This window comes from Pseudomonas sp. S09G 359 (genome assembly GCF_002843605.1).
GTDB lineage: Bacteria > Pseudomonadota > Gammaproteobacteria > Pseudomonadales > Pseudomonadaceae > Aquipseudomonas.
In genome coordinates, this window is sequence record NZ_CP025263.1 from 3,462,538 (window position 1) to 3,480,858 (window position 18,321).

At 54.1% G+C, this 18,321-nt stretch carries 12 protein-coding genes and 1 pseudogene; 10 read left to right on the plus strand and 3 right to left on the minus strand.

Features of this window, described 5'->3' with window-relative positions; genetic code table 11:
• Positions 1-11: 11 nt before the first annotated feature.
• From CXQ82_RS15520 to CXQ82_RS31620, 4 genes are all read left to right on the plus strand, one after another.
• Positions 12-785, plus strand: a complete 774-nt coding sequence (locus tag CXQ82_RS15520; protein WP_101270465.1) for an L-iditol 2-dehydrogenase — start codon at positions 12-14, stop codon at positions 783-785.
• A gap of 900 nt (positions 786-1,685) precedes the next feature.
• Complete coding sequence (locus tag CXQ82_RS15525; RefSeq protein WP_157832164.1) at positions 1,686-1,868, plus strand: hypothetical protein; 183 nt, start codon at positions 1,686-1,688, stop codon at positions 1,866-1,868.
• 497 nt (positions 1,869-2,365) lie between these two features.
• Positions 2,366-2,581 carry a hypothetical protein gene (locus tag CXQ82_RS15530; protein ID WP_101270469.1) on the plus strand — a complete coding sequence of 72 codons (216 nt, stop codon included), beginning with the start codon at positions 2,366-2,368 and terminating at the stop codon, positions 2,579-2,581.
• Between the two features lie 201 nt (positions 2,582-2,782).
• Entirely contained in the window at positions 2,783-2,983 is a 201-nt protein-coding gene (locus CXQ82_RS31620; RefSeq protein ID WP_256581941.1) for an MBL fold metallo-hydrolase, read from the plus strand.
• On the opposite strand, the pseudogene CXQ82_RS15540 reads toward CXQ82_RS31620, so the two are convergent.
• Positions 2,959-3,369, minus strand: a pseudogene (locus tag CXQ82_RS15540) (alpha/beta fold hydrolase); the annotation flags it as partial. The gene CXQ82_RS31620 and the pseudogene CXQ82_RS15540 sit on opposite strands and share 25 nt — an antisense overlap.
• A gap of 553 nt (positions 3,370-3,922) precedes the next feature.
• Between CXQ82_RS15540 and CXQ82_RS15545 the strand changes: the two are divergent.
• Positions 3,923-4,690 carry a hypothetical protein gene (locus CXQ82_RS15545; protein WP_101270473.1) on the plus strand — a complete coding sequence of 256 codons (768 nt, stop codon included), beginning with the start codon at positions 3,923-3,925 and terminating at the stop codon, positions 4,688-4,690.
• A 742-nt stretch (positions 4,691-5,432) separates the two neighbouring features.
• Here the strand turns inward: CXQ82_RS15545 and CXQ82_RS15555 are convergent.
• Both CXQ82_RS15555 and CXQ82_RS15560 read right to left on the minus strand, forming a co-directional pair.
• A complete protein-coding gene (locus CXQ82_RS15555; protein WP_101270475.1) occupies positions 5,433-9,947 on the minus strand; it encodes a protein NO VEIN domain-containing protein in 4,515 nt (1,504 codons plus the stop codon).
• A gap of 284 nt (positions 9,948-10,231) precedes the next feature.
• Complete coding sequence (locus CXQ82_RS15560; protein ID WP_101270477.1) at positions 10,232-11,188, minus strand: tyrosine-type recombinase/integrase; 957 nt, start codon at positions 11,186-11,188, stop codon at positions 10,232-10,234.
• Positions 11,189-11,590: 402 nt separating this feature from the next.
• Here CXQ82_RS15560 and qatA point away from each other — a divergent pair, with 402 nt between their 5' ends.
• The 5 genes from qatA to CXQ82_RS15585 all read left to right on the plus strand — a co-directional run bounded on the left by qatA (position 11,591) and on the right by CXQ82_RS15585 (position 17,850).
• Positions 11,591-13,540, plus strand: a complete 1,950-nt coding sequence (qatA, locus tag CXQ82_RS15565) for a Qat anti-phage system ATPase QatA (protein WP_065869855.1) — start codon at positions 11,591-11,593, stop codon at positions 13,538-13,540.
• A gap of 8 nt (positions 13,541-13,548) precedes the next feature.
• Complete coding sequence (gene qatB / locus CXQ82_RS31775) at positions 13,549-14,412, plus strand: Qat anti-phage system associated protein QatB (RefSeq protein ID WP_305118811.1); 864 nt, start codon at positions 13,549-13,551, stop codon at positions 14,410-14,412.
• Positions 14,409-15,785 carry a Qat anti-phage system QueC-like protein QatC gene (qatC, locus tag CXQ82_RS15575; RefSeq protein WP_057423130.1) on the plus strand — a complete coding sequence of 459 codons (1,377 nt, stop codon included), beginning with the start codon at positions 14,409-14,411 and terminating at the stop codon, positions 15,783-15,785. Before qatB ends, qatC begins: the two co-directional genes overlap by 4 nt.
• Positions 15,782-16,549 carry a Qat anti-phage system TatD family nuclease QatD gene (gene qatD / locus CXQ82_RS15580; protein ID WP_057423129.1) on the plus strand — a complete coding sequence of 256 codons (768 nt, stop codon included), beginning with the start codon at positions 15,782-15,784 and terminating at the stop codon, positions 16,547-16,549. Before qatC ends, qatD begins: the two co-directional genes overlap by 4 nt.
• 128 nt (positions 16,550-16,677) lie before the next feature.
• Positions 16,678-17,850 (plus strand): hypothetical protein, encoded by a 1,173-nt coding sequence (locus CXQ82_RS15585; RefSeq protein ID WP_101270479.1) that lies wholly within the window; start codon positions 16,678-16,680, stop codon positions 17,848-17,850.
• Positions 17,851-18,321 lie beyond the last annotated feature (471 nt).

An 18,321-nucleotide genomic window follows, 5' to 3' on the forward strand; every position in this document is an offset into this window, starting at 1 on the left:
AGGTAGATCCTATGAAACGTCTCGAAGGAAAAAGCGCGCTGATCACCGGCTCCGCGCGCGGTATCGGTCGCTCGTTCGCTCAAGCCTACATTCGGGAGGGCGCGACAGTTGCAATCGCCGACATCAACCTTGAGCGCGCCCAAGCCACGGCGGCCGAGCTGGGTGAGCAAGCTTATGCTGTGGAGATGGACGTCACCAACCAGGCATCCATTGACGCTGCAATTGGCGCTGTCGTTGCCCATGCCGGAAAGCTCGACATCCTGGTGAATAATGCCGCGTTGTTCGATCTTGCCCCAATTACGGAGATCACTCGGGAAAGCTATGACAAGCTTTTTGCGATCAACGTCAGCGGCACGATGTTTACGCTGCAAGCAGCAGCCAAGCAAATGATCGCACAGGGTCATGGGGGGAAGATCATTAACATGGCCAGCCAGGCTGGCCGTCGCGGTGAGGCACTGGTAGGCGTCTATTGTGCGACCAAGGCCGCGGTTATTAGCCTGACTCAATCCGCCGGCCTGAACCTCATCCAGAACAAGATCAATGTGAATGCGATTGCTCCCGGCGTCGTGGATGGGGAGCATTGGGATGGCGTTGACGCGTTGTTCGCGAAGCACGAAAACCGTCCACTGGGCGAGAAGAAAAAGCTGGTTGGACTGGAAGTCCCCTATGGGCGGATGGGCACCGCTGAGGATCTGGTGGGTATGGCCATCTTTCTCGCGGGCCCGGAGAGCGATTACATCGTCGCGCAGACCTACAACGTTGATGGCGGTAATTGGATGAGCTAGTGATTTCAGCCTGCTAGAGAACTGTAGCGTTAGTGGCGGCCTTCTAAGCCGCCGCGACCGCAAACTCTTTCAGGAAGGCTCGATCTGTAAAATTACCTACATGTCCCCTCATGGTTGAGCGGCCATATGTGTCTCCGGAAAGCCAGACGGGCAAAGTCTAGCCACGCGACTGGCCCAAATGTTCCTCATCCCTTGCAGCAAAGCACCGCATCTAACCCGTTTGATCCCTCCGGTTGATTTGAACGTTGGGGTCATAGAGCGCCGGTGAGGATCAATAACGCTGGTACTGCGAGCCAAACTCTTTGCGAACCTCTGCAACATAGATAGGGGCTCGACTATCGATAGAACTCCGTGCGTCTCCTTTTTGGCCTAAGCCTACAGCCGCCGTCGGGGCAGAGGTTCCGCTGTGCTGCTGGGCATCTTGTACAGCAGGGTGGCGATCAGGCGCGACGGCCTCCTGCGGCGATGCGAACGTGTTGCCTGCCGCGACGATGAGGAGAGAGAAGCTGATGGACAATGCGGTTTTTCATCAATGACTCCGAAGAACAGGTTTATGGGGCTTAATTTTATCCAGCCCCAGATCCACTAAAAAGCATGCAGATACATAATCTTTATCGACGCTAGTGATGCATTACGGATCTACTAGGCAGCCCCTCACGACGCAGTGATCGAATGATCAGGGCTGGCAAGGATTCATTATCAATCCCCGCCACTAGAAAGTAGTAGTCGTTCAGAAATAACGCCGTATTAAAGCTCCATTAATAATCCGGCGACATGTATCGAGAGTGTTGATGAGGTGTGGAATGTTAAAGGCGTAGAAGTACTCTGTTAAAGAATCAAAGCTCTTTTCAAGGATGCCAATGTGAAAAAATGCTAGCCATAAATACATTGGAGTTATTCATGAAATCTGCCCTCAGCATCACCTTCGCTCTTTCCTTCCTGGCCGTGCTTGGCACCACCATGAGCGCATCCCTCAGGAATCACAAGCTTCCGGAAGCTCCCGCGGCATCGCACTCTACTGGGATCTTCCTGGCCTCTGACGGTGCTGACAACGTAGAGCGTTGGCACAAGCGCCAGGCGTAAGAACCACCCGATTGCTATCTGGCGTATGGACTCGCTTACCCCATACCGATCCAGGTTCACTTTGGGCAGTTATCTTCTATTTGAGATTGCCCGGCTTGAGTTAATCTTTGATGAAGTTGTGCTTCTCGTGATAGCGATCTTTAACAATCAAGGTAATTATTTCCTGAGTATTAATAGTCGGGCTGGCTTTTAACGTGACCTAGGGTGAGGCGATTGATTGAGGATTTTGCATAATCATCTTGAAAATTGAAATAGATCACATGACTTCATGGGGTTAAGGTCTAGGTCACTGATAACAAAAACAAGATTGACTAGAGGTTCGTATGAAGCTGCATGAACTCACCCAAATTCCGTCAGGCCCGAATACCCCGGTATGTTCGGCGTCATCTGTTGCGCGGCGCAGAGCATTGGCCAAGCCGCATTCCCGCCACCCGTAGGCGCTGCTCCAACACGGTTTACCGTGGAAGGGCAGTATCGACATCCCCCATCTCACTCACATGCAGACCGCAGCGCGGCAGCTGAACCAGATCGCCCAGGATCTGCATGGGGCGGTGAATGATCCTCGTGAGCTCACGGCGAAGCTGGCGCAATGGCTGACCGCGCTGAAATCGGTTAGCGCCATGCTCCATTGCGCTGCAGATCCCGTGGTATCCCTGCAGCCGGTCGCATTTGAAGACGCCTGCGCGTGCTGCGTGATCAAGACAACACCCTAGTTACACCTTTCCAAACCCTGTGCCTTCGCTAAAAACAACAAGGAGCACACCATGTCCGAAAATGCCTACTCCATCTGGGTGGCTGAATACGCCTATGTCACTAACTATCCCATCGGCGGTGTCCTCTCTGGCGCCCATAACGAAGGGGTCTGCAAGCTCCCTTACTGCTATGTGGTGATCAAGGGCGGCGGCCGAACCATGATGGTCGACGTTGGATACAACCATTCCGCTTACGGAGGGGTGCTCGGTGACCGTTTCGGTGTCGAGCATTGGCACTCGCCCAAGCAAGTGCTCGAAGAGCTCGGGATCACGCCTGAAGAGGTGGACACCGTCTTCATTACGCACTCCCACTTCGATCACCTGGGCAACACAGACGCCTTGCCGGCATTGGCGATGTCCTGAATGTTGTAGCCCGGCTCACAGCTGACCAAACCCGTCACGCGCTCCGGCCAAAGCGCTGCAACGACACATGCTGCCCGGCCACCCCAGTCGTAGCCAGCGACCACGGCCTTCTCAATCTTCAGGGCATCCAGAAGTGCCAGAAGATCAGCGCCCAACGCAGCTTGTTCACCGGAGCGAGGAGTGTCCGAGGCTATAAAGCGAGTGCCACCGTATCCTCGAAGATAAGGGATGATGCATCGGCACCCAGCTGCGGCTAAGAGATCAGCGACTTCGTCGTAGGCATGGACATCGTACGGAAAGCCATGGAGGAGCACGGCTACAGGGCCATCGGCTGGGCCGACGTCCAAATACTTAACGTTGAGTACACCTGCTTGGATCTCTTTCACTGGGTCTGCTTCCTGAGGGATGTAGCGTGTGACCGAGGCAGTAGCTGCGCGTCTCTTAACGGGTAACTCATAGGTCACATGGTGGTCGGAGCATTGCAATATCCGGCGTGGCGTCGATGAGGCGAGGCGGACGATCTCGCTTGCCAAGGGGGCACCGCTCCCCCAAATCTCGCACTGGTGGACGGACTTAGCACCATGGTTTGCCGGTTGGCATCGTGTAACGCACTCAGACCACGCGAGCCATTGTTTAGCGCCCCTAAACGGAATAATAGGTTGATGGTACAGCCCCCGTGCTCATGTGCACGTTCGTTCATTACAACCGCTAATAGGGCGCTCCGGTAGCGCCAGGTGAATACCCGGCTACTCGATCTATATCCGGCTAGCTAAGTCACGTATCATTTGAGTGTCGGGTGTCGGTCAAACCTACGAGCAATGGTTTCGAGCAGGCGGGCTAATGGAGCCGTACGCATGGCAACCAGTGAGCATAACCCGCAATCTTTGTGCCGACAGGCAGACATCTAGGTCTCTCAAACAACACGCTTCGGATGCAGTGATGACAGCGCTTTTTTCCCCTTATATCGGTCTGATGAAAACGCTCATTAAGGCTTGGAATCTAGATAGCAAACCTATACAGATCACGTTGGTATCCGCTTCCATAGGCTTTGGAATCGCGGGAGTCCTAGCGTCTATGAATCGATCCGGGATGCTGCCGACTGGAGCTTTTGGCTATGTCGAAGGCACAGCAGTGGCCGCCGCTATCATTTCTGGAGTATTAACTCTCGGCGTTCTGGCATATATGGAGCTGTTGGCCGGACAAGCCCAAGAAGAGAAAATACAGACTGTTGAACAACGCGTACGTGAGCACCCTGAAAAGCCCCAACTGGCGTGGGATCTGGCAAGAGTCAAATTGGAAAGCTACCTAGACCGAAACCTTAGCCAGGTGCAGTCAATTTACTGGCTGACGCTGGTCGTGATGCTTTGTGGTTTTGGGTTCGTTAGTTATGGTCTCTATCAGGTTTCGGAAAGCGCAGAAAAGCTGCCGGTATCCGTGGTCGCGTCTGCCTCGGGCGTTCTCATCAGCTTCATTGGTGGCTCTTTTTTGGTGATCTATCGTTCCATCCTTGCTCAATCCAAAGGCTACGTGTCTGTACTTGAAAGGATCAACGCCGTGGGCATGGCTGTGCAGGTCATTGCGACCATTCCCGAATCTGACCTGGAGCTGAAAAACAAAGGCAAAGCGGCCTTAGCAGAACAGTTGCTCAAGCTGTATGCCGAGCCCTCGACGTCGAAAAAGGCGAACAAGACGAAAAAGAAGCCGTAACCTATGCACGCATAGGACGCCTGGTCAAATTCCCTTAATCGAGTCTACAAATCGGCTGTACGCCATGAAGAAGCAGGGTGAATACGAGTCAGGAGCTCACCTCGTAGTTAAGCCGACTTCGCGAACAAGCGTACAGTGGAATACGCCACCATCCTGGTAGACCTTCCTCACAAGTTGTTATTCGCCAAACTGCGCAACCCTTGCTACGAGGGTGATGACCTGGTCGCCGGGCTCCACGTATGCCAATCCGGGCGCCTAACCTACGCCACCCTATACCTGGACGACTCAGCGCTGGCTCTTGAGTATGCGGCGTATGTAAAACCAGCTCTTTTCCGCGCGTCGCTATGATGGTCTGTAAGCGTTGAGGGGCGAACTTGCAACGACCACGATGACCGTCACAGCCACCAAGACGCGGGCGCGCTGCTCGGCCGCCGTTAGAGAATTGCTAGCCAGCCAATAAGTCTGCCTGCCTCTATATCGCGCTGGCATAAGCACAGTCGCACGTGAAGAGGGATTGCATGAACGTCTTTATTAGCTCAGTCGTCAATTGATTCGGCGAATATAGGGCCGCGTCCAAGAAGCCGTCTCTCTGGTTGGCCATACGCTGATTACGAGCGAAGAATTTGGGGCGCGTCCGCACTCATCGCAGGTCGCATGCATGATGGGGCGTAACGATCCAAGTCCGAAACATCTTAAGCCCCCGCCAAAGATAAAGGCTCCATAGATCGCCACCAAGTACAAACTACGAGATAGGGATGTCATCAGTATTCGCAGTGTCAACGGAGTCTTCAGTTGTGATGTCCTCCTTTAGGATAAGCGCCGCCCCCTTGTTCAAGCCTCCTAACGATATAGATCCTCGGGGCGTCCAAGGAAGTGAGCCCAACGGGTCGGAAAACACATGTAGTTCAGTGTTGTAGCCTTTCTCCAAACCAGAAACGATCACTAGATAGAAGTTGGTTTGACAGTCACGAGCTCTACGAAACTCATTGTCCGTGAGTACGACTTGAGAGGGGGCTTCGCGGGCAAAGGATTTCATTTCAATAAATTTTTCCCACCCGATGGCCCCGTCAGCTCCCACACCCCGGTTGGCTTGAAAATCGGCCAGGGGGAATTCATCGGTGTTGAACACAGCGTGCACGTACGCCCACGCCCGCTTTTGTAGCTGGGCCGAGTCGTACTCGGTGCGTACAGCTGGAGGAGCCTTAGTGCCCGCTGCAGGCATCTTGGATTCAGGAGCCCTGTCACGCAGCGGCTTTTCTTTCTGTACTTTCAGGCCTGTCTGTTTCAGCTCTGCTCCGTCAATGAGTACGGAGGAAAATACGAACTCATCAGGAAGGGTTTTGAGCTGTCGAGATTGATAGGGTTCGGGACTCGACTCTTCCCGGATGGTGCCATTATTGGTCTGCTTGCCGATTTTCCTGCGACCAGTAACTCCTATCCGGTCTTTTTGCTGGATAAGTGCCTCCAGACTGGCTTCTCGACTATCGACTGCCAATTGGATGTCGGTGCCGCGAACATGATCCTCACTGGAGGCCCATGCCGCACCCCAAGCCAAAGCAATCGCCCGCCTGCGGTTCGCACTGGCAAATCGTGACAATGCCAAGCCACCATATTCATGTCTACCGATCGCATTTGGATGATCGAAATGCAGCGCCACTGCCTCACAATCTGCATGAGCCCGCACGCATACGGGAACGGGGCGCTCATCCTTAGGTCGCACTTCGATGAGTAACTCACCTTCGGAATGAATAAAGAGATTCAGCCCATTCAGGCGATCCCATGGCGCCATAGCGCGGTAGGATTGCTCATCCTCTCTTGCAAGGTCGGTTTTAAGGATTCTGATTGCTTCTTTGACACGCAACTGCAGATGGTCGTCGGTAGCTGAGGATCTGCTCCTCGGTCGATCGCTGATTTCCAAACGTTCCAATCCCAGCACCGTCAGCAGATGAGATATGTGATCGGTGGCGCAGGGAGCGTTCCAGAGGTTGATTTTTCCTGGAGGCAATTTGGCAAAGTCGTAGAAATGCATAGGGCGTTTCCGCGACCATGATCCATTGGACAGCAGTGGAAGGCTGCTGAGCAGACGACGATCGCTCGCGGTAGGTTTTTCCAGTAACTGATCCATGTGTCTGTAGATATCAATCAATGAGGAATCAAGCTCAGGGTAATATGGGTCTTTCGCAATGGTTTCCAGCTCCCTGACGCATGCTGCGAGATCTGGGGTGCCTACATTCAGCGCCAGCCAGAGCGGAGATAATTTTCTATCGTTGAGCACGAAAGCTTGTCGGCTATGAAAAATATCCTTTCCCATGAACACTGCAGTGGGTGACAACCAGTTTCCGGTCGTTCGGGTGGTCATGCACGGTGCGATCAGGCCTCTGCGAGATCGAGATATACCGAACTTACCCCGAAGGCTTGCGACAGTTAAATCGCCCACTGACGCGTCTTGGGAGGGCACTGACTGGCCTTGAGGGCAATGTCCTGCCAAGGCTTGGTAGAGGCGCATAATGTCCACGACATTCGTCTGGTCATCCTCATCGCGTGCTTGTTCAAGAGCTGCCACCAACTTTGTTGCCGACGGATTGACCTCCATCCCGAGAGCTCGCGCAAAATGGCTGTTTGCATCAGCCTCGCCTAATTGTGTGGCGAATCGGGACTCATCATAAAGGGCAAGCGTGACCTTGGTTCTGATCACAAGAGTTGAAGGCCTGCACAGCTTCCCCGTGGTGTCGGGGAACCACTGTTGTTCGATCAAGCGAGCGAGCCAGGTAGTTGGGACTTCCGGCCCTTTGTGCCGGTAATAATCCTTGACCGCGTAGGTGTTGCTCAACGGTTCAATAAGCGCCCAGTTGGAGTCTATGCAATGGAACAGTGCGATGGAGCGTTCATGAGCGGCAGCTGTTTTGCGCCGGTTTGCCTTCGCCTTACCTTCCGTTTTTGTGCGGCGCAAGTCATGCACCACTCGATCGAGGTCAGGAGACAAGAAGTCGGACTTCAAGCCTCCCTGTGCTCGTCCCAGAAAGCGTTTTGCTGCGGCTTGGGCGCTTAACAGCTGGTGTGCCGAGTTTGAGGTGACGGATATAAACCTTGGAATGTTCGCTGCGCCCAGCAGCATCAAGAAACGTTTCGCGCCTCTCTTTCGGTTCGTCGGCGAGTTGGAGTCCGAAGCGATTCGCTTTAAGGATCTGCTGGTTTTGAAAACATCGGCATAGGTTGATGATGCCCATAGCAGGTTAGCGGTGTTGGCCGCCGCACGAGGCCACGTATCTTGGACGTCAGCGATTGTCGAGGGCAGATAAACCTCAGTGGGCAACGCCATGGTTTTGAGGGGCTTAATCTTGCCCTGATCATCCTCCTCATAATGGAAGGCTTCGATCAGTAAAGCCTGGCCGACTGCCAAGCCGAGCGAGGTAGGGTGACGCTCAGTGACCTGTTCAAACAGATCCCGCAGCCCTAGAAGGTCTGAGTGGGTTGCTTCAAGTGGAGACTCACCATAGCGACGAGAGAACGCTTGAAGGGCGTGTTCGGCAGTCACGTCATCAACGTAGTTGGCTGACTCACCAAGCCAATCCAGGACGGGTTTGTAAATGGGCTCGCAAAAGCTCGGATGTATCACTTCACACAGCTGATGGCTTTGCACGACATCAATTTCAGACGCCTCTGACACTAGCCATGTGGAAGCGAAGTCAGGATCAAGGGCAGCCGTTCTCGCACCATCTGCTAATGGTACCCAGCGTGAATCGAGCAGCTCCCAATCGTCGGATAACTCTACACACCTCAGCGCAAGGTCAAGCAACCATGTTGGCGATTTGTCGATGAACCCGTCGGCGTTGCAATGCTTGAGGAGATCGCTCAGCCCAATCTGTGGTGAAACCGCAATGGCATCCAGAACCTCCCGCCACCTGCCGCCGCTATCGCGCATGTTAGAGGGAAGCATTGGAGCGCCGCTTACCTCCAGATGATCGGACTCAGTAAGCAAGCCATCCGCACCTTCGTCACAGTACGAGACTCTGGATAATGCGTACTCTCCGTTGATGAGTGTGGGGCACGCTACAAACGTTTCAACCGACTTGACCCATTGCTCGGCAAATTGCGTGTTCACCCAGGATGATGAGCTGGTGGTTCGCGCCGCGACTGGGACGATATACCAACTCAGGGGAGATCCGTGTTGCGCAAGGTAAACGCCGAGGCCTCCGATAACCCTCGATGATGTTTCAATCAGCCACTTATTCCACGGCTCAGAAACCAGTTCCTCCCTCGCAGTGGACGGATCAAATTGGGCATCGAGTGAGAAAGCAGTGTTTGTATGGATTTTTGTTGGCAGCGCTACGTGAATCCTTCCGTTTGCAACGCCATCGGACGGTAAGGCAATCCCGATAGGTGTATGGGTACCAGTTGCTTTTCCACCTCGCGCCTTATCGGCAGGTACGGCCACTTCGCAAACGTAGCGCTCCCACGTGCGCTCGTCCACGGCAAACGAGGTGCGGGTGGCGTTGCATCGGACGTCACCTACATTCAAAGTGATATGCTTTGCATCTCCACACTGATTGATCTTCAGAACGCTTTCCATCTGGCCCTGATCGATCTCATGCACGGTGATCGAACGAACGTGATCCAGAAAAATAAGATCGCTGGGCGTCCACTCATTAAACCATTGCTTCAGGAATTGGTGGTCATACTCCTGATCCAGGTTGATGGTCAACAGCGTATGTTGGCCCGCCGGATCATAGAAATCCGGGATTGGAAGCGATTCTTCTACTTGAACTGCATGGTTGTTTCTTGCACCGAAGTGAAAAGGAGGGCTATGGACGGTCAGGTTTTGACCGATTCGCCCTAGAGTTTTAAGGCCTACGCCGAACCGTCCTTTCAAACTGGATTCTTGCCGCTTAGTCGAATAGAACGGATAGATCATCGGGAGGACATGTGGCAGTTCGACGGGGGCTCCGTCATGAACGATCACCAGTTGCCTAAAACCGTCGAACGTTCGGGTTCCAAACCTTACAATCGTAGCGCCCAAATCGTCGGCATTTTGTACAACCTCACGTAGGCCTTGAAACGGGTCAGTGTTCATTAGCCGCGCGCCTTGGTTTCCACCACTGAGCACTTCGGTCATGACTTCTGGCTGAGTCGTTTGAAGTCGTTCCAACTCCGTCAACGCAGCTTCGGCATATTCTCTGGAGCGAATCGTCTGCTGATTAAAGGATGAGGGAGAGGTGTAGCAAGCGTTCGCATGCTCACGTCCAAGTTGTGCGTCCATATCAAATCCTTTTGGCAGGGTGCCTGATGGGCCGGATGGGGGCTTGCTTCCCTTGGCACCTGGCAGCAGTAAACTGACTTGTAGTTACTAACGGCATCATGCTGTCCAAGCGCCCTCCGCAAGTCAATGCAGTCTGTCATTGGAGCGGTTGAACCGCTTGCCGGTCGATCAGTGAATTCCTCATCTACGCAAGTACGGTCAGCCGAAAAGGGCAGAGCCTTGTCCGTGAGTTACCACGATAAGTTGGGTTAGAGTTTGTGCTTGCTCATTCCAAGGGCCACGCCTTAAAGCCGATTGGGGTTTGTCGTCGGCGTTGCTGCGGCACGCAGAGCGATTCCACCAAACGAAACGCTAGCATCCACATACCGCAACGCCGACTTCATATCCTTCCAGCCCACATAGCTCATCAGCCCCTTGATGTCCCACCCATTGGCAGAGGCCCAGGTTGCAAAGCCACGTCGCATCGAGTGGGCGCTGTACAGCTCTTCAGGCAGCCCGGCTTCCTTGAAGATCCGTCGCAGCATCGGAATCAGGCTATGGGGTTGGATGGCCTTGTCCGCCAAATTCCCCCAGCGATCCAGGCGGCGGAAGACAGGGCCCTTCGCGAGACCTGCAACGGTAATCCAGTTGATATAAGCCTCGACCGGACACAGCATTGTCAGCGCCGGCGTCTGAAAGGTTGTCCCCTCGTGCAGGCGATCACCCTTGGTGTGCGGCAGGAAGAACGTGATGCCTTCACCGCTATAGGCTTTTGTGTTCTCCACCGTGAGCCTGGCCAACTCATCCCCGCGGAATCCCCGCCAGAATCCGATCAGCACCATTGCCACCGAGCGACGGTGGCGCAGCAGCGTCTTGTAGTCACCGCGGTCGAGCGCGGCGGCGGCTTCTGCTTCCAGCCACTTCACGGCTTGTTCGAGATGCGTGAGTAGGAGGGGCGCAGCCTGCTTGACCTGGGCGGGATGCACGACACGGATGCCCTTGATCATCTGGCGCACGTTAGGCGTCTTGGTCGGGTCTGGGAATCCTTGGGTGATATGCCACTGCGCCAGCGCGGCCAAACGCTGCTTAAGCGTGCTGATCGCATGCTTGTCGGCGTATTCAGCCAAGTAGCGAACGATACCGTCGCCTGTGGTGGGCAGGTAGCCGCCCCACGTCACTTCGAAGTGCTCGATCGCAGCTCGATAGCTTTTGCGGGTGTTCTCCCGGGTACCTGCCTTTAGGTACCGGTCAGCCTTATCCATCGAGCTTTGCCTTCAAAATCAGCGGTTTCTATTGGTTCGTTTCTTGGCGATTCCACTACCGTCGCCAGCCTGAGATGCATACCTGATGGAAGAACACTAACCTTCAGCTCGCTCCGGTTCCGCACCATAGTGTACGGCTAAAGTGCTCTCCATGTGCCCATCGATCTCGTCTAGACACTAGGCTCGACTTGAAATACCAGCTGGCAGGCAGGGGAGCATCTTGCAGAGTGCTTTGAAATCAGCATGCATTGCGTCGAATGGCGTATTGACATCAGTAAGCGGATCTTGGCCTACTCGCTGCAAATCTTGAATCTTAGAACGTGATCTAGTGGATGGAGGCCGCTGTTTTGAGCTGGGTCATGCTATCGAGTGATATCTAAAGCTAGAAAGGGAGTTCTTCGCATGTTCCTGAATGACCAGGAGACAGCTACCGACCTGCTGTATTACACGCCCATTGCCAAAACAGTGGAGCGCTTGCTCCGCGAATCGCGAGGAGCCCCGGTCACCATTGGCGTGCACGGGGACTGGGGGGCCGGTAAATCCAGCGTTCTAAGGATGACCGAGCAACTTCTTAAAGCTGATAAGCGAGTCTGCTGCATATGGTTCAACGGATGGACATTCGAAGGCTTTGAGGATGCGAAAACCGTCGTTATCCAGACCATCGTTGATGAACTGCGGCGTGCTCGCCCGGACTCAGCTAAGGTGGCCGACGCAGCGAAGAAGGTCTTGCGTCGCGTTGATTGGTTCAAGCTGGCCAAGCAAGCTGGTGGATTAGGGCTCACCGCGCTCACTGGCATTCCTAGCATTGACCAACTTAAGGGCGCGGTGGAGTCAATCACTGCGTTTGTGCAAAATCCAGGCGATCATTTGAGTATTGAGGGGCTCAAGGGCCTAGCTGAGAAGGCCGGCGGCTTCATCAAGGATGCTGAGAAGGAGTCTGAGCAGCTTCCCGAGCACATGCACAAATTCCGGGTCGAGTTTGAGGAGCTGCTGACGGCTGCAGACATTGACCAGTTGGTGGTCATCGTTGATGACCTTGACCGCTGCTTACCCAAGACAGCCATTGCCACGCTGGAGGCCATTCGGCTCTTCCTCTTCGTCAATCGGACAGCGTTCGTGGTGGGTGCTGACGAGGCCATGATCGAGTATGCGGTGCGCGAGCACTTCCCAGACCTTCCACAAGGTGCGGGGCCAGTGACCTATGCACGTAACTACCTCGAGAAGCTAATCCAGGTACCGTTCCGGATCCCAGCGCTTGGACTGGCAGAGACCCGTAGCTACATCACGCTGCTTCAGCTCGAAAGCTTCGTCAGGACGGATGACGATCGATTCAAAAAACTTTTGCACACCGCCCAGCAGGACATGCTTAGGCCGTGGAAGAGCACGGGCCTAGATCGCAAAGCTGTGGCTGGCGCTTTCGGCAGCCCGCTTCCCGACTTTGCCCAGGAGGCGTTGGACACCAGTGCCTTGCTGGCGCGGATTCTAAGCGAGGGCACCCGAGGCAATCCGCGACAGATCAAACGTTTCCTCAACTCCATGATGTTGCGTTACGCCGTTGCCGATGCGCGAGGTTTTGCAGAGGACATCCGTCGGCCGATACTTGCGAAAATCATGCTGGCTGAGCGTTTTAATCCTGACTTTTATGAGCAACTGGCCAGGATCGCGAGTGTGGAGGCGGACGGTACAGTACCCGCCATAGCCGAGCTAGAAAAACGGGCGAACAAGTCTAAAGCGGCCGCCTCAGAGCCGGAGGAAGGGAAAAGCTCAGCGAAGCTCAAGGCTGTGGCCCGCTCCGGCGATGTGAACGATTGGGAAAAGAGCGACTGGATCAGCAATTGGGCGGCGATCGAACCCACGCTCACCGGCGTTGATCTGCGCCCCTACATCTTCGTGACCCGCGACAAGCGTAGTTCCCTAATGGGGCAGGTCGCAGTGGGGCATCTCGAGGCGCTTGTCGACAAGCTGATGGGCCCGCCATTGCAGATCCGGCAGGCGGCCACGAAGAAAGAGATCTTGGGATTGGCTGAGGTTGATGCCGAAACGGTTTTCGACGCACTTCGAGATCAAATAATCCAGGCGGACAGTTTTGCGGATCAACCCAAGGGCGTGCCGGGCCTGATTGAACTCGTCAAGCAGCGTCCTGCGTTACAGAAGCGCTTAGTCGAGTTCATCCGATCGCTGCCCACGCCGAAGCTGGGAATGTGGGCTCCCGCCCCATGGCATGAGTGCCTTAAAGACACTGCTGCTATCCATGGCCTTGAGGGGATTTTGAGAGGCTGGAGTCAGCAAGTCGAGAACGAAACGCTTCAGAAGGCAGCCAAGCGCGTACTTGAATTCAGCGGGAAATCATAAGGATTCATATGGGTACCTCCAAAGGATATGGAGGCCCAAGCTCTGGCTTGGTGCCCTCCTGGATTGATGATGTATCGCAACCAGCAGCTCCGTCGGCCCAACCAAGTGGGCCAGGCCAATCTAATCCGTCTCAGCCTGGTTCTACGCCTTCACAGCCAGCCTCATCTCCGTTGGCGGCGGTCAACAACGACGGCACTGGCTCACTTAGGGGCGCTCGCAACAGCTTCACGCGATTCGCCCGCACTGGAAGCCCCAGCGATTTGGGGAATGCCTTGTCTTCCTATGTACGCAAGGGCGTGGGTGGATCAGCGAGAGGTGCGCGCCGCATGGGCACATCTCGCGATACCGCAGGGAAGCTGCTCACCATCTTCGGAGGCGTTCAGCGCAACGGGGCTGCGGAAACTCTGCGACGGTTGCAGCTTACGGTTGCCCCAGGGCAACCGGCCTCCCAGGTGCTGCTCGCGCTGCTTGAGTTCATCTGCCCCCCTGGCGGAGCGATAGACGAGGGCGTTGCTCGCCAAGCCGCGCTCAATACTATTGCCGAGTTGGACGATGCGGGCAGCGGCAGCTTTGAAGACATGACTGATTCTGATCGCCAGAACTTCTTCCTAGATTTCGTCGCGAACTCAATTGAGAGCATGATCATGGCGGACTTGGGGGGCAGGGGCATAACCATGCCGGATGATGTGGAGGCAGTCGAACGGATTCAATCCCAGCTGAGTTCCTTCATCACGGGCTGTACACGGGGTCAGCTCGCCAACCGGTTGGAGCAATGGCCGGCGCCCACAGACCAGGAGGTCAATCAAGTCACCTCTGCGATCTATGAGGCAGCGTTCGACCTTATTGCGTCTGCAGCGGAGAGTCTGGAATGAGACGTCACAGCGTTATCTGCCGACTTGGCAAAACGGATGACCAGGATTTAGTGCTGCTCGAGGCAGGGAGCGTCGCCACCAATATCCAGTTTATCGACGGGGATGGGCTACTGAGGTATGGGATTGGTCAAGCGATTGAACAGTTGGCCGATCTCGGCCTGAGTCCAGGAGAGACTGCGGTTGATCTTGCACTTCTGGCAGCAACCCTTACCGCGGCAGACACCAGAATCTCGCGGGATACTGAATCTGAGAACGCCTGGACGAGGGAGATTGACTTGTATGTACCCGTTGCAAATCCTGCAGCATGGGCAGACGCCTCCGACATGCTGGCCTCGACCCTGAAATTCCTCACCGGGGATCGATGGCGCCTTGTCTTCCGAGAGCGGCCCCTTGGTGTCGATGAACTATCTCCCGCACCGGAGAGCTTGAGGACGGATGAGTCTGACAGCGTTTGTCTGTTCTCGGGTGGTATGGACAGCTTCATCGGGGCGATCAACCTTCTCGGGGCTGGCAGCAAACCCTTGCTTGTGAGTCACTATTGGGACACCAACAGCACCAGCACCTATCAGAACGATTGCCGGGCGGCGTTGCAGGAGAGGTTTTCACAGACCTCGATCAACCATGTCCAGGCACGCGTGGGATTCCCGAACGATCTGGTGGAAGGAGGGGGCAGCGAAGATACGCTTCGCGCGCGGTCGTTTCTGTTCTTTGCACTGGCAGCAATGGCCGCGGAGGCTATAGGCGACTCGATAACCATCCATGTGCCTGAAAATGGCCTGATTTCCCTGAACGTCCCCCTGGATCCTCGTCGCTTGGGTGCATGCAGCACGCGCACGACCCACCCTTACTACATGGCGCGGGTGAACGAGCTCTTTGCGCGTCTGGGGCTGAGCACAAAGCTCTTCAATATGTTCAGCCATCTCACCAAAGGTCAGATGGCTGAGCAATGCCTAGATCAGGCATTCCTCGCCGATCACGTGCATCTCACAATGTCGTGCTCTTCACCAGGAAAAGCGAGGTACCATCCCGACCCATCAAATAGATCACCTAAGCACTGTGGGTTCTGCGTCCCCTGCATCATAAGGCGCGCAGCGATACATCGCGGTTGTGGGCCAGATCAGACCCGCTATGTCATACCGGACTTGCATGCTCAGGCACTGGACACTAATAGGGCCGACGGCGAACATGTGCGCTCCTTCCAGCTCGCAATCGCTCGACTAAAACGCGCACCGCACCGAGCCAAATTCTCAATCCATGAGCCCGGGCCTTTGATCGACCATCCTCAGAGCCTTCACGCCTTTGAACAGGTCTATCGGGATGGGCTGCTGGAGGTCGATGACTATCTTGAGGGTGTAATAGCCATACCACTATGAAACCGCCTAAAAACTCGATCCCAAAATGGGTGGATTTCCACTGCCATCTTGACCTTTACCCCGATCACGAGCGTCTCATCTTGGAGTGCGATCAGGCAGAGGTGGCCACGTTGGCCGTGACAACGACGCCTAAAGCATGGCGGCGCAATCGCGAGCTTGCGGCGTCGGCTCGGCATGTTCGGGTGGCTCTGGGCCTGCACCCCCAGTTGGTGGCAGAGCGCGAGTCGGAACTGCCCCTTTTGGAGCATTTGCTTGAGGAGACCCGATACGTTGGAGAAGTGGGGCTCGATGCTGGGCCCCAGTTTTATCCAAGCTTCGACGCCCAAGAGAGGGTATTCAAGAGGGTGCTTGAGGCGTGTTCAGAGCAAGGCGGAAAGATCCTTACTGTCCACAGCGTTCGCAGCGTAAGCAAGGTGCTCTCCCATATCGAGCGCCTGCTCCCTATCGACAGGGGGACTGTAGTGCTTCACTGGTTCACCGGCTCTGCAAGTGAAGCTAAGAAGGCTTTGGAGCTTGGCTGCTATTTCTCGATCAACTCTCAGATGTTGGCCTCCGCCAAGCATCGCAAGCTTGTCGCGTCGCTGCCAAGTGATCGGCTTTTGACCGAGACTGATGGCCCGTTTGTGCAAAGCGGGGGGCTGCCTACCAGGCCGGCTACCGATATTCCCAAAACGGTACAGGCGTTGGCGCTGTTACGAGAGCAATCGAAAGAGGAAGCGGCTGCCCAGATCATCAGCAACTTGCGTGAGTTAGTACGTACTTAGAGCGTCGGTTGGGTTGCGTTATGGCCAGCCATGCGAATATTGGACTCAAGCAAAACTAACTGCAGTTTCATGCGCACGATTTAGTTTTCACAAATACTTATACGTTAATTATTGAAATGGATGGCGGAATGTCCAGAAAGGATTTGTACAACGCAGTATATGATCGGTTGACAATTTTTTTCCCTGAGCAGCCTTGGATTAAGGCTATAGAAAAATATGGCAACAATCCTCCAGCCCATACACTTGGAGAGAGTTTTATCTCATATGGCCTGTTTATTTTTCACACAAAGGGTCTTGATAGTTGCGATGAGTACGACCGCAACGCGCTAGCGGAAGCATTTTTTTATACTCAGAAAATCCTAGAGTTGTATAATCGCATTGAGGCAAGTAAGAAGGCTCACTACAAGGCCAGATTTAAAGCTGCCTTTGAGGCCTCTAATGACATGCGCGCATTGGCGTTTGAAACCTTTGTATATTTTACGCTTGTTCATTACGGTTGGAATGTAGATTGCAAAGATGACAGAGATGCGGGAGAGACATATGACTACCTGGCTTGCCGAGATGAAAATCGAGTAGAAGTTGAATGCAAATCCTTTTCTTATGATAAAGGGTTAGTTATAAGTTCTGGGGAGGCTCAAAAGCTAGCAAGTGGAATATTGAACAACTTCACAGCCACTTACGAGCAAAGCAAAAAACAACTCAGCATCGTCACCATAAAAGTGATCGAAAAGCTACCGCAAAATCCTGTAATGCTTGCTAAAGTATGCACTGAGATCTGTGAGCACATATCATCTGGCCAAAATATCCAACGTGAAAAATACTCCGTGACTACTGAAGTACATTTTGATGTCCCGGATATTCCAAACGGCGCACCAAGTATTATTCCTGTTAAGTCCTCGGATATGGAATTACTGTGCATGATGCCTCAGACCACCAGCGATGATAGTGTAACGTGCTTACGAATTACCACAATCAGCACGAACGCCTCCTGGCGGGAGTTTGAAAAAACTTGTAAGGATGCCGCAAAAAAGCAATTAACCAAGGTAAATCCAGGGGTGATAGTTGTTCATGTTTCCAACTTAGACGCAATATCCGCGATGCTGAGGGATGGCCGGCTAAGATTAAAAATTAATAATATCTTCAATCAGCCCCACCTAGTTGAAATAATTTTGGTTTCCAACTCTGGTGTGTACGAGCGGGATAAATACCCCTATTTGGAACTGCGTCCTTATATACGCAGCTTTACCAATGATAGATCTGAGTTTGAATGGAAAATCAAGCTCTTTTCTTCTAAAGAATAACTGTGTTATCTAGGGGGTGTGCCGAAGCATTGGTTTGGCGGAAGCAGTTAAGCGCTGAATATGGTCATCCTGCGCTTTACTCTATTTCATCATTGGACGCTTCCTGTAATGTCATCTTCATCTCTTCCAACGCATGAGCCAAAAGGGAAGTCCTCACTCGCATCCCCGCAACTGGGGGGCAAACGCTTGGTGGTGACGGAGCAGGGAGGGCTCTTCAGAAAACTGCAGGTACCGCTACTCTTGCCTTAGTCGGTTATCCAGTCAGCACTCAAGTGGCAGGCAAGACAGTCGTGCAGGTTTGCGGTTGTGCAGGGAATAGATCCAAGCCCCAGCTACCGCCGCAGCACGCTGGCGCGAGATTTTTCGCCGCTCAGCATGTTTAGGTGTAACGAACTACCCACCGTTCACGATTAGCGAAAGTTTGGCACGTCACCCGCTTAGTCTAAAAGCAACGAACAGTGCCATTCCAGT

Bases quoted from the DNA above. Each gene is read 5' to 3' on its own strand.
- CXQ82_RS15520 (WP_101270465.1), top strand. From the start codon at position 12: ATGAAACGTCTCGAAGGAAAAAGCGCGCTGATCACCGGCTCCGCGCGC.
- CXQ82_RS15525 (WP_157832164.1), top strand. From the start codon at position 1,686: ATGAAATCTGCCCTCAGCATCACCTTCGCTCTTTCCTTCCTGGCCGTG.
- CXQ82_RS15530 (WP_101270469.1), top strand. From the start codon at position 2,366: ATGCAGACCGCAGCGCGGCAGCTGAACCAGATCGCCCAGGATCTGCAT.
- CXQ82_RS31620 (WP_256581941.1), top strand. From the start codon at position 2,783: ATGGTCGACGTTGGATACAACCATTCCGCTTACGGAGGGGTGCTCGGT.
- CXQ82_RS15545 (WP_101270473.1), top strand. From the start codon at position 3,923: ATGACAGCGCTTTTTTCCCCTTATATCGGTCTGATGAAAACGCTCATT.
- CXQ82_RS15555 (WP_101270475.1), bottom strand. From the start codon at position 9,947: ATGGACGCACAACTTGGACGTGAGCATGCGAACGCTTGCTACACCTCT.
- CXQ82_RS15560 (WP_101270477.1), bottom strand. From the start codon at position 11,188: ATGGATAAGGCTGACCGGTACCTAAAGGCAGGTACCCGGGAGAACACC.
- qatA (WP_065869855.1), top strand. From the start codon at position 11,591: ATGTTCCTGAATGACCAGGAGACAGCTACCGACCTGCTGTATTACACG.
- qatB (WP_305118811.1), top strand. From the start codon at position 13,549: ATGGGTACCTCCAAAGGATATGGAGGCCCAAGCTCTGGCTTGGTGCCC.
- qatC (WP_057423130.1), top strand. From the start codon at position 14,409: ATGAGACGTCACAGCGTTATCTGCCGACTTGGCAAAACGGATGACCAG.
- qatD (WP_057423129.1), top strand. From the start codon at position 15,782: ATGAAACCGCCTAAAAACTCGATCCCAAAATGGGTGGATTTCCACTGC.
- CXQ82_RS15585 (WP_101270479.1), top strand. From the start codon at position 16,678: ATGTCCAGAAAGGATTTGTACAACGCAGTATATGATCGGTTGACAATT.